General features: G+C 54.2%; 6 protein-coding genes. 1 reads left to right on the top strand and 5 read right to left on the bottom strand.

Annotated features, from left to right (window positions below):
* Positions 1–21: 21 nt before the first annotated feature.
* From RJ38_RS16355 to RJ38_RS16335, 5 genes are all read right to left on the bottom strand, one after another.
* A complete protein-coding gene (locus RJ38_RS16355; RefSeq protein WP_082005808.1) occupies positions 22–7,170 on the bottom strand; it encodes a DUF7507 domain-containing protein in 7,149 nt (2,382 codons plus the stop codon).
* Between the two features lie 277 nt (positions 7,171–7,447).
* The gene (locus RJ38_RS16350) at positions 7,448–8,296 is read right to left on the bottom strand and encodes a metal ABC transporter permease (protein ID WP_039019940.1); all 849 of its coding nucleotides are present in this window, start codon (positions 8,294–8,296) and stop codon (positions 7,448–7,450) included.
* Positions 8,293–9,177 (bottom strand): metal ABC transporter permease, encoded by an 885-nt coding sequence (locus RJ38_RS16345; RefSeq protein WP_039019939.1) that lies wholly within the window; start codon positions 9,175–9,177, stop codon positions 8,293–8,295. The genes RJ38_RS16350 and RJ38_RS16345 overlap by 4 nt, the downstream gene beginning before the upstream one ends.
* Complete coding sequence (locus RJ38_RS16340; protein WP_238321743.1) at positions 9,177–10,085, bottom strand: manganese/iron ABC transporter ATP-binding protein; 909 nt, start codon at positions 10,083–10,085, stop codon at positions 9,177–9,179. Before RJ38_RS16340 ends, RJ38_RS16345 begins: the two co-directional genes overlap by 1 nt.
* A 54-nt stretch (positions 10,086–10,139) precedes the next feature.
* Entirely contained in the window at positions 10,140–11,042 is a 903-nt protein-coding gene (locus RJ38_RS16335) for a metal ABC transporter substrate-binding protein (RefSeq protein ID WP_039019938.1), read from the bottom strand.
* 335 nt (positions 11,043–11,377) lie between these two features.
* On the opposite strand from RJ38_RS16335, the gene RJ38_RS16330 reads away from it, so the two are divergent.
* Positions 11,378–12,874 carry a TolC family protein gene (locus tag RJ38_RS16330; protein WP_039019937.1) on the top strand — a complete coding sequence of 499 codons (1,497 nt, stop codon included), beginning with the start codon at positions 11,378–11,380 and terminating at the stop codon, positions 12,872–12,874.
* Positions 12,875–12,882 lie beyond the last annotated feature (8 nt).

Raw genomic sequence — 12,882 nt, 5'->3', positions numbered from 1 at the left:
AGATAATCTCCGCTTTCGGCGTTATTGCGGGCGTACAATGATGTGTTCAATGAGAAGCCGGACACGTCCGGTGCGACGCCATTCGCGTCGGATATGGCGTTCAACCATGCGGCGCAGAACACGGGCTTGGCGTATTTTTTCTACGCCTGCGTCCTCTGGCAGGTGGAAAGCCAAGCGCAGATGTACCCTTTCGTCAGAAATCTGTTGCAACAACGCAGAGATCCCACGGGTCACCTCAGGTTTCATTGCGGGCTGACCATCGGCGTCATTGGTGAACGCGTTGATGTTTAGATCCACCCGCACCACCCGTGACAGAGAAGCCCCGAAATTGATTTCAGACATTTTGCCAGGGGTCAGACGGATCACGCGTGGGTTTTCAGAAGTCACCCGATATCCGCTTGGCAGAGAGGCCGTATCAAGTTTCAGAATGAAGTTCGATCCACGGTCCGCAGGCAACATGGCGCATGGCACGTGGAAGCGGCCAAATTCATCCGTGGTGATTACGGTGCCATCTACGCCAGCCACACGCGCAGCTGCGATACCGGTCTCACCATCGTTTTGATAGCCATCGCCATTGCTGTCATCAAACACACGCCCAATCACGTCACCGCAATCAAAGACAGGTTCTGGCAAAATACGCACGGTCGCCGTGGCAGGTGCCGCAAGAAGCGAGTCATTTTCTGGGTGGCGGATGGTGGCGGTGTTCACGTGCTCGCCGACATCCGCACCAGACGTGACGCGGGCGCTTAAGGTTAAGGTGACGGTGGTCAATGGGGGCACAGGAATATCTGGCCAAGTGATGACGCGCCCCTCAACAATGACATCCGCTTTCACCCCATCTAGGGTGGCAGATCCTTCGCTATAAAGGAAACCAGCAGGCAGAATATCCATTGCGTTCAGCTTACCTGAAACAACGGGGTTTTCGTTGCGGATGGTGATCGTGTAGGGCACGGTGCTGCCGCGTTCAACGGTGCTGCGCGGCGTGGTTTTATTCACCGTCAGACCCGATGGTGCAAGAGATGACTCGATCGCGAATTCTGTGCGGTCGTCGTCGGAATTTCCGTCGCTGTCATCCCCATCATCAGATACGTCGTCGACGGGTTGTGGTGTGCCTGGTACATCTGCTGCGAAGATGGGAAGTGCAGATGCGGTGGCTGAGTTAGAGGTGCCTCCACCGCTGACGGCCGCAATGGAAAAGATGAAATCAGCGGTATAAGTCGCGGTTTCGCCCATCTCAAGGCTGCCTTCAGATGATCCGGCATCGGCACTGTCAAACACCGGGGGGTGATCCAACGTCAACGCAGAACCATCAATGGCGCGGAAGTCATCCGTCACGGCGACATCTTCGACAGGTGTGTTGCCAATATTGGTGATCGCGATTGTGTAAGTGATCGTATCACCTACGCCATCCACACCATCGCCATTGTCTGTAACGTCTTGTGTTTTTACCACATCTAGTCCCGCAATCGCGGCTTGGGTTACCGTTTCAGTGGTGTCGTCACAGACTGTTGGGAAGGCAATCGCACAGATTTCATAGCTGACCAGATAGGCGCCGGCGGGCATATCTGGCGCCAAGGTGATCAGGCCCGTTGTCGGGTCCAAGGTTAGGGCTGGGTCGCTGCTTAGCACGCGAATGCTGACATTGGTCAAGTCAGCCTGTTTGTTGATCACGCTGTCTGATTTCAGAACCGTAGTTGTCACACCGCCATTGGTTTCAATCGGGGGGAAGGTCTCAGGAAGCGCCTCAATTGGGGCGACAATGGCAATGTCGGAGCTGGTGTCGGTGACTTCACCTTCCATGCCGGTGCCAACGTTATAATGACCGGTTACGGTTGCCGTATTGTCAACTTGCCCGCGATCAATATCAGCCTGTTTCAAGGCATATATGCCGGTGATATCGGTGCTGATTACGCCCGGTTCTAGGGTGGGAAGCGGATTGTTCGTCAGAACCACGCCTGGCAAAATATCTTCAATCGTTACCGTCGTGAGGGTCACATTGCCGGTGTTGGTGATGGTGAATGTGTAAGGGATTTCATCCCCAACCTGCGCAACAGTGCTGAGGAAGGCGGAATCGTCGGCTTCTTTCGCAAGTGTGATTTTAGGGTTTTGGCTGAGTGTGATCGTGTTGGGCACATCATCCGTCAGTGTAGCACCAGAGATGTCACTGACCTCGGGACCTGTTGGCGGTGTACCAAAGGCAGTGGCGCTGTTTTCGATCTTCGCGGCATTGATTGCGCTTTGTGCAACGGGGTAGCTTGCTGTGAAGTTGGTACTGTCCGTTTCACCCGGAGCGAGCGTTGCAATGGGGCTGCCTGTCAGGGTTAAACCGGGCAGCGGGTCTTCCAGGCGCACGTTTGTCAGGGTGACATTGCCCGTGTTGGTGATGCTGAAGCTATAGGCAACTTCTTGGCCGAGCACGACGGGGGATGACAAGGCCGACGCATCTGCTGTTTTGATGATGGCAAGACTTGGTTCTTGCGCCAAGACTGTGGTCAATGGCGTGTCATTGGTGACAAGCGTGCCACTTAAATCACGGGCCTCTGTGTCGTATGGATCCGTGCCTACAACACTGGCTTGGTTGACCACTTCGCCCGCATCTACATCAAGCTGAGACAGCACATATGTCGCCGTGAAGGTGGTGTTGTTCGTCGCACCAGGGGCAAGCACAGGAATGGGGGCACCGGACATTTGAATACCTGTCAACGGATCGGTGACCGTAACATCATAGAGGTTCACATCGCCGGTATTGGTCACGGCAAAATTATAGGTGATCACATCGTCTTTCGCCGGGGGCGATGACAAGGCTGCGATATCTGCAGTTTTCACCAAAGCGATTGCCGGGGTAAAGGCGGGATTGACTGGGGTTGGGTCATCTTCACCGCTGTCACGACCGCTGCCATTGTTGTCGGCGTCGGGGTTTGTGCCATTGTCAGACAGATCGCTCAGCTCAACATTCCCGCTTTCATTTTGCGCCGACAGAACACCTTCGGCGGTAACGCTGGCTTGGTTTTGGAAGCGTCCACCGTGGGCCAAAACGGGGGGCAGGGGCGATTGTGGCCGGACACGCACAGACACATCAATTGTACAAGTTGCGCCTGCGTTCAGGCCAAAGGTCGAAATCAGCGCAGTGTTGGTATCGCCGTTAAAGCCTGGGTTGGCCGTACCACAGCTGCCGGACGGGGCGGACAGCAGGGTGTAATTGCCCGTGGCCAGCGTGTCACTGGCGGGTGTGCCAAGGGTTACATGCGTGCCAAATGCGGGGGTCGCACCGCTAAGCTGATCTGTGATTTCGATATTTGTCAAAGCTTCTAGGCTGAAATTTTCGGCCAAGATACGGAAGGTTACATTAAACGACCCATCAGGATTGGGCGTTGGCCCGGCTTGCACAGCTTTCGCCAAGCCGACACGGGCTTGGGGAACCATGGTAAACAGGTATCCTGTTGCATCCGTATTGCCTCCAAGGGCGATGCCCGTGATCTGCGCGGGGGCAGACGTGACACCACCTGCTGTGCCCACTGTATCCGTGCCATCATCGAGCCAATCTTCCGAAGGATCAGCGCGGGTGATGCTATACGTGCCCTCGGGAAGAAAGGTGAAGCTGAAAGCGCCGGTTGCATCTGTTGTGGTGCTGCGCGTTACTGGACTGCCATCCTGGGCCGTACCTGTTAGGGACATCGTGCTGCCAGCAATGCCAGTATCTGTTGCGGCTTGGGTGCCATCGTCATTGAAATCCCGGTACAACACGCCACTGATCGTAGAGGCATGCACCGTGACGGATCCGGTCGCGCTGTTGTTGGATGGGTCGATGTCCAACGAGGATGTAACAATACTGGCCGTGTTGCTTACGGTTTGCGGATTGCTTGTGACAGATGTCACACGGACAGGTGCCGTAATTCGAGCCGCGCCGTTCAGGCTGAGGGTTCCCAGACTACAGCTGAAGCTGGTTCCACCTGATGTGCCAGTACAGGTCGTTGTGGAAATACTTCCAGCCGTTGCGACAACAACGGGCGTGCCTGTCAGGACCATGTTGCTTGGTAATGTATCTGAGACGACGACGTCATCGGCCTCTCGTTGGCTTGGGTTGCTGCCCATAGGGTTTGCGACTTCGATAATGAAATCAAACGTATCAGTGACATTCACTTCAGTTGGGTTCGCGGTTTTAGACGTAACTTGCACATCTGCCCGTGTCCGCACTGTGGTGGTTTCCTCGGCCGTGTCATTCAGTGTGCTGGTATCAAACCCAAGCGCATGTTCGGTTGAGGTCACACTGGCTGAATTGCGCGCGACGCCTTTGTCGGAGCCATCCGCAACCACAGTAATCTGGCGCACTTCATTGCCCTTCAAAAGAGGGAAGGTACAGGTCAAGGTGCCACCGGTCGATCCAACCGCAGGCACAGAGGAACACGTGCCATCTGAAGGGACCGTATGCGACCGATACTGGACGTTTCCAGTCGGCATGGTGTCAGTGACCACGACGTTTTCCGCATGTGACGGACCCGCATTGCGCACAGTCAATGTATAGGTTGTGCTGTCGGGGATCGCGACGGGATCAACACTGTCCGTTTTGCTGATCTGAAGGTCCACAACCGGATCGGTCACATCGCTAGACGCACTGGTGGTATTGTTCGTGCTATCCAACTCGATGCTTGTGGTCGTGACACTGGCATTGTTGACAATCTGAGTGCCGCGCTCGGATGTTGTTGGTCGCAGAACGACTGTAACCGTGCGCTGACCACCGCTGACAAAATCGCCAAGGTCACAGACGACTTGATCGTTGCCGGGCCCGGTTGTGGAATTTGGGGTCGGCGACACAGAGCAGGTTCCGCCCGACGATGGTGTCGCGGACACAAACACCATGTTAGCAGGCAAGCTGTCTGTGACTTCGACATTCCTTGCGGGGCTTAGGTTAGGGGCATTGTTTCTTGCTGTAATGACATAGCGCAATTCTTGACCTGCAGGAACGCTTAGGCGTGACGCTTGCTTTGAAACAGTGACGTCGGCGCGTTCGGCGACGTCAAAAGAAACGCTGGCGCTGTTGTTGGTGAGATCTGGGTCTGCCACGCTGTTCGAAATGATCTCTGCGGTATTGGTGCGTGAGGTCGCGCCATGTCCCAGATGAACAGAAAAGGTGATGGTTGGACAATCAGTGCCGGGAGTACAGGTGGGTAGGCTGGCGATTGTACATCCCAGAAGTACACCGTTTCCTCCGCGCGCTGATGTGCTGCAATTGACGCCTGATGCGCTATTTTCCACAATGGTATAACCGGTGAAACCCGAGGTCGGCGTGCCTTGCGTGCTTGCCAACAGGTTCTGTATATTATCCGTCACGCTGATATTTGTAGATGTCGTCGCACTACTGTTGCTGATTTCAAGGGTGAAAGTCTGCAAGTCGCCCACGGCCAAGGATGCGATGTCACGGGTCTTCTGAATGGAAATATCAGCCGAGTCACCGCCAACGCTACCTGTGACTGGCACAACTGCAGTGTCATTCCCCGGGTTAACATCAGGAAGGTTTGGATCAATCAGGCTGACCGTCATGCTGTTCTCAATTTGCCCTGCATTTGTGACCGTAGTATTGATGACCACGGGGGGGGCGGATTGATTGGGCCGCAATGGGCTGCTTTCTTCATAAACCAATGTGCAAGTTAGCTCAGCAGGCCCCACCAAGGGGCCCGCAGGGTTACAGGTCCAACCATTCGCAGTTGTTAGTCCATTAAATGTCAGGCCAGCGGGAAGATTATCCGTCATAACCAGCGTGCCAAAGAATGGGGCGGTGCCCACATGGCGGGCTTGAATTTGGTAATCGTAATCATTCCCAACCACCACAAGCGCGGGCATGGGGCCAGATTTTGATGCTGCCAAATCAACATATGGATCGCGGATCGTTACACCGCCATCACCGCCGGTGTTGTTCGCTGGGTTCGGATCCGCCGGACCTGCGGCGGATATGGTTGCGCTGTTGGTTACGGTGCCGGCTGCGTTGGTTGTTGTTTCAATCAGGATTTCACCAAGGGAAACATTTGCCCCGGGCGCGCCGCCTGCGGGAAGATCACAGGTGACAGTTTGCCCAGCAACCGCGCAGGTCCAATCGCTGCCTGCGGGCGGGGTTACGCTGTTGATGGAATAATTGTCGGGCAGGGTGTCAACAATCTGCACACCTGTGGGTGAATCCCCGGTGAAGAAAGCAGAAAGGCGGAATGTCACATCATCGCCGGTCAGGACCTGACCAGACGGTGAACGTTGTTTTCTGATGCGCAGGTCGCTGCCTGCCGTGATGTTGATGTCATGTGTTGCGGTGTCATTGGTATTGATTGGGTCACTTGGACTGCCAGCAGAAGAGCTGACCAAAGCTGTAATCCCTGAGCCTGCGGTGGTTGTAACTTGTCCCAACATGGGAAACGAAACCGAGTCTCCCACAGCGATTGGACCTGCAATCGTACACAGATATGCGCCGCTGCTTAGCGAACACCCTGGCGCTGGGCTTGTGATCGTCATGCCTGTGGGAATGGGAAAACGCAACGTGGCGTTTAACAACGGATCTGGGCCAAGGTTTTCGGCGTTTAAAGTCAGGGGAATGATGTCGCCTGCCACGGCGCTGGCGGGCCCTGAGATGCTTACATCAATGTCGGATCCAAATTGGACCGAGGTGGTTTCTGTGGCGGTATTGTTGTCAATCAGCGGATCGCCAGCGGTGGGAACAGCCGCCGTAAATGCGACGACACCGTTTCGCGTTGCTTGAATTACAATGTTGCCAGAGACGGATTGATCCGCCGCGATTGCAGGCACATCACAAGTGACCGTGGCGGGCCCCGTCGCGGGTGTCGGCGTACAGGGGCCGATTTCGCCAGAGATGCCGGTAAATTCAGTGTTGTTTGGAAGGGTCAAGTCAACGGTCGTGACCGGTGATGCGGTTAAACTGCTGTTGGAAACTTTAAGAACATAGGTGATCTCGCCGCCGGCCGGAACTGGATCGACAAGATCTCTGAGGTCAACAGCCCAGTCATGGTTCTGGGCAAAGGCAGCGCTGGCACTGCCAATCACAATCGCTGAAACAAGTGAGGGGATCCCCAAACGATCCATAACGGATTTCGGCTTAACTTTCTTGAATTGATTGAAAGTCTTGAGATGCAATGCCGAAAACATTGCCCGAGATACAAGCCGGAATACCATATACTAAACTCTTAACTAAATTTCTCACACGCGTTAGTTGACTTATTGCCTTAAATTACAGGCGTTTGCCATTTCATCCGGCGAGTTTTTTTCAATTGAGGGTAAATGTGCAGCAATTTGGCACCAAGATACCCGGATGCCGGAGATGATTTCAATTTATGGTGATATTTGAAAAACGGATTGCACGTCAGGGTGGTTGTCGTGGAGGGGAATATCGTTTGATTCAGGTTTTGTAAGTCGTTGCGTCGCCGCCGCGCCTTACAATTTTGGCGTCAAATCACCCTTGCTTCATGCGCTGCATGGATGTGCGACGTGTGATGATTTGTCGGCGAATGAAGGCCACTATGAACAATGCTGTCATGATCAATATAATGGTCGGGGCGGGCGCGCTGTCTAGGAAAAAGCTGGCGTAGGTGCCAAGCAGCATTGAGGACATGCAGACGATAACCGACACCCACAGCATTGTTGAAAACTTGCGCACCACCAAAAATGCGATTGCGCCGGGTGCAATCAGCAGGCCAATGGCAAGGATTAAGCCTGCCGCAGACAGCGTCGCAACGATGGTGAGCGACAGCGCCGCCAATAACCCGTAATGCAGCCAATTCACCCATAGACCTGACGCGCGTGCTTGTGCGGGATCGAAACTGTGCAGCAGCCAATCCTTCCATTTCAACGCCAACATCAGGCCAACCCCGACTGAGATAACGCCAGCGGTCCACAGCTCGTGCGGTTCGACGCCCAACATGTTGCCGAAAAGAATGTGGTCAAGATGTGCGTTGGTTTCGACCGATACATAAAGCACGATACCCAAGCCAAACATGCCCGAAAAGACCACGCCCATCACGGTATCCTGTTTGACACGGCTGTTGCTGGACAGATAGCCGGTGGTCAGTGCGCAGATCATGCCAGCCGCAAAAGCGCCAATGATCAAGGGGATGCCAACGATATAGGCCAGCACAATACCCGGAAGAACGGCGTGACTGACGGCGTCGCCCATCAAGGCCCAACCTTTCATCACGAGAAAACAGGACAGCAGAGCAGTCGGTACCGAGACGATCATCGAGATCAGAAATGCATTCTGCATGAATGGAAACTGGAAAGGGAGCATCAGATTGTCGAGTGTCATTGCTTCATTCCTTGTGCCATGCCGCTTGGGCCGTGTTTCAAAGCTCGTTTGGCTTTGCGTTTCGTCGCCAGCAACCCATGCGTTGGGGCAAACACAAATGCCACAATGAAGATCACTGTTTGCAGGGTCACAATAATACCGCCGGTTGCGCCATCTAGGAAATAGCTCACATACGCCCCGAGAAAGCTGGTGATCGACCCGATTGCAACAGACACAATGATCAGACGCGGAAATCTGTCGCAAAGCAGATAGGCCGTCGCACCGGGGGTGACGACCAATGCGATGACCAAAAACGCGCCAACGGTTTGCATGGCCGCGACCACACATGCAGACAGCAGGATAAAGAATGTTGCTTTCAACAGGCCCGGGCGCAGGCCGATGGTGCGCGCGTGATTTTCATCAAAGAAGGTGACCATCAAGTCTTTCCATTTCGCCAGCAAAACGGCCAGCGAAACAAACCCGATGATGGCAAGCTGCAACGTGTCTTCTGGGGTGATCGCAAGGATATTGCCCATGGTGATGGTTTGGATGGACACAGACATTGGGCTAACGGACACGATGAACAGGCCCAGCCCGAAGAAAGACGTGAAAATCAGACCGATGATAACATCAATTTTCAAGCCAGAACGTTCTGACAAAAATAGCATTGCACCCGCCGCTAGTCCCCCTGCGATGAACGCGCCCAAGGCGAAGGGCAGCCCCAAAATATAAGCACCCGCGACGCCCGGTACGACGGCGTGTGACAGTGCGTCACCGATCAGGGACCACCCTTTCAACATCAGATAAGCCGAGAGAAATGCGCAAACGCCGCCAACAAGGGCCGAGACCCACATGGCGTTCATCATATATTTATAACCAAAGGGTTCGAGAAGATATTCCATCAGTCGCCTCGGTTCGTGTGCTGGGTTTTGTCGCCGTATTGCACAAGCGGGCGCTCATCATCAGTCAAGATCGTGATGGACCGCGCGTCTTCGTCATCGTGCAAAGCATCGCCGCCAAGGGTGAAGTGCCGCAACACGCCGCCAAATGCGTCTTCAAGATTTTCGCGGGTGAATGTGGTTTCCGTGGGGCCGTGGGCCAGCACGGTGCCTTTGACCAACACGGTGCGATCGCAAAATTCGGGGACTGAACCCAGGTTGTGGGTCGATACCAACATGACCCGCCCTTCGTCACGCAATTCGCGCAGCAAGGCGATGATCTGTTCTTCGGTCTTCACGTCCACGCCTGTGAAGGGTTCGTCCAACAAAATGACTTGTCCGTCTTGAGCCAAGGATCGGGCCAGAAAGACACGTTTGCGCTGACCACCGGACAGTTCGCCAATCTGGCGTGTTTTAAAGTCCTGCATATTGACGCGGCGCAGAGCTTCGTTCACTGCTTCATGATCCGCTTTCTTAGGGCGACGCAAGAACCCCATGTGACCATAGCGGCCCATCATGACGACGTCTTCCACCAGCACAGGGAAGGCCCAATCGACTTCCTCGGATTGTGGAACATAAGCCACCAGATTTTTGGCCAAGGCTTGTTTCACATCCAATCCAAGGATTTTGATGGCCCCTTTGGCGGCGGGTACAAAACCCATAATCGCCTTAAATAGGGTCGATTTTCCAGCGCCGTTCACGCCAACAAGGGCTGTCACCGTGCCGCGCGGAACCTCAAAGCTGGCATTCCAAAGGGCCGTATGACCGTTACGATAGGTGACCGTCACATCCTGAGCCGAAATGCCGATGCTGTCCTTGGTATCTGGGGTGGCGATATCCAAATGATCGGTTGAAATTTCGTTGTCACGCATTGTGTTTCCTTTGGCGGATGTCTTGGCGGTGTGGGCGCATCGAGTAATAGGTGTTTAGTTCGTCGCAGAGGTGAGGCCATCAGCCACTGTGCGCGCAGTCACGCGCAACAAATCCAAATATGTGGGCACTTCGCCATCTGGCTCGCTTAAGCTGTCGACGTATAAAACGCCGCCGTATGCCACACCGGTTTCACGCGCAACCTGTTCAGCAGGGGCGGTGTTTACAGTGCTTTCGCAGAATACAACGGGGATGTCATTTTCCCGCACGCCATCAATGACTGCGCGGACCTGTTGTGGGGTGCCGACCTGGTCTGCGTTCATGGGCCAAAGGTAAAGTTCCTTCATGCTAAAGTCGCGGGCGAGGTAGCTGAACGCGCCTTCACAGGTGACCAGCCAGCGGCGATCCTCGGGGATTTCCGCAATGGCCGCGCGCAGGGGTTCGATGGTGGCGCGAAGCTGTTCTTTGTAGGTTTCGGCGTTGGTGGTGTAGATTTCAGCGTTGGCAGGATCATGTGCGATAAAGGCAGCAAGAATGTTGTCGACATAGATTTGGGCGTTGTCCAATCCCATCCACGCATGCGGATTAGGTTTGCCTTGGTAGCTGCCAGAGGAAATCGAGATGGGGTCAATGTGGTCGGTTAGCGTTGCTGATGGAACATCTTTCATATTTGTTAGAAACTGTTCGAACCAGAGCTCTAAGTTCATGCCATTCCACAAAATGAGATCCGCATCGTAGGCACGCACGATATCTTGTGGTGTTGGCTCATAGCCGTGAATTTCAGCGCCTGGCTTGGTGATGGATACCACATCTGCCGCATCCCCAGCGACATTCGCGGCCATGTCAGCAAGCACGGTAAACGTCGTGACAACTTTCATCCGGTCCTCAGCATAAGCAGTCGTAACACAGAGAGCCGCTGCCGTTGTGAGTGCGGTTGTCTTAAAGAAACGAGATAGCATTTGAGTCCCCTACGGCTGCAATGTGGTCTGTGTAAATGCGAATGGTTCGCAACAGTCAAGTCTTTTTGAGAATAATTCGCAAAAAGGACGTGTCGCTCACGTTTCAATCGGGCCTTGATAAGATTTTTGCGTGTAGTCGCGCGTATGATTAGGTTGAGATCGGATTTCGTGTATTTCGATGAGTGAAATTGAAAGATTTTTGGGTTGCTGGATTTTTTTTGCAAAAAAACACGCAGCTCTTCCTATAATTGTGCTATAGATTAATTGCCGTAAAATTGTCACTTTTTGTAGATAGGCGGTTATTGGCTTATTAGTATTAGCTTCTGGGGAAGATTATGAAATTCGACGCGCCAAAGTCTCTGGTGCCCTTTGCGGGCATTTTTGTACTAATCCTTGGGGTCTCTGGCTGCGAGAATGCCACGACAAAGGCATCGGGCGAACGCTTGGACGGCTTGCTGGCAACGGGTTTGGATGCCGCGGCCGCAGAACGCGCCCAAACGCGTTTGGCTTCGACGCTGGGGCGCGACAATGCAACTGGGGCTCTGTCAGATCAATATGCGTCGATCAGCGAAACCACCGGAAGCGGCCAATTGTCCGCGCTGCTTTCATCCGCGCTTGAGCGAAATACCCGCATAGGTACAGCCGCACAGCAAATTAATCGCGCAGACGCAGAGCGACTGAATGCGATATTTGGCTATTTACCACAAATTAATGTGACTTTTTCGCGTGACCAAATCACCCAGCGTGTAATTGAGACAGATAACGCCGTATTTGAATTGGGCGAAGCGAAATACCCCGTGACGACAATACAGGCACGGATTGACCAACCTATTCTTGATCTCAGCCGGATCTTTGGCATTCAGCACGCGACGAACGCGCGCAGCATCTCTGAGGTGGAATATATTCGCACTGTGCGCGATGTCGTTTATGAAGTGTTTGATGCTTACTTGGTCGCAAACCAAGCCAAGGCGCGTTCCGGGGCATTGCGCCAACGCATGGGATTTTTGGCACGTCAAATCAACAGTCAGGATGCACTGAATGACAGCGGAATTGGCGATGTTATCGAGGTATCATCCTTGCGTTCGGAACGCAGCAGCATCGCATCAGAAGAGGCCTTGGAATCCGCGCGTTACATCGAAGCGCTAGGGGATCTTGCCTTATTGACTGGCGCGAGCGTGTCTGAAATTGCGCCTCTCAGGTTCCCGCAAGGAATTGGCCAATCAGAACGCCGCATTTCAGCAGATCAAGCTGTCGCGACCGGGTTGGAGCAAAATCCAGTGGTGATGGCTGCCGCGCTTGGCGTGGTCGGTGCAGAACTTGATCGTCGTCGCGCTTTGGCGGCTGATTTTGCCCCGGTTTTGGCGGCCTATGCCATGCTTGAGCGTGAAGATCGCGCGAACAGCCGCTTTGGTGGTGGATCGCTTACGGAAGACACAACTGTTGGGGTGCGCCTGACGATTCCGATCTTTAATGGCCGTGGTCGTGGGTATGAAACCCTGCCGGCGACTGTCGGTGTACGTGCTGGGGCTTTGGATTATTACGCGCGCCGCCGCCAAGTCGAGACCCAGATCCGTGCAACACACGCACGCTTGACTGAATTGTCGCGCGCTATGGGGCAATCCAGCAATGCAGCCCGTCAATCCGCCAGGGCCTTGGGATCCGAACGGGATCGTTTGGCGACAGGTCAATCCGCAGATCTGGCCGTTGCCGCGCGTGAGATCCGACTGTCCGTTGCGCGTGAACGCAACGCGTTTTACCAGACCGAATATTTGCGGACTTGGGCGCGCCTGCAATATCTGATGGGCGCTGATCTATCGAAACAGGGCTTCTAACGTGCATG

Origin of the sequence: Halocynthiibacter namhaensis (genome assembly GCF_000812685.1) — a bacterium.
Taxonomy (GTDB): Bacteria; Pseudomonadota; Alphaproteobacteria; order Rhodobacterales; family Rhodobacteraceae; genus Halocynthiibacter; species Halocynthiibacter namhaensis.
This window is presented reverse-complemented; position numbering and strand designations above follow the sequence as displayed.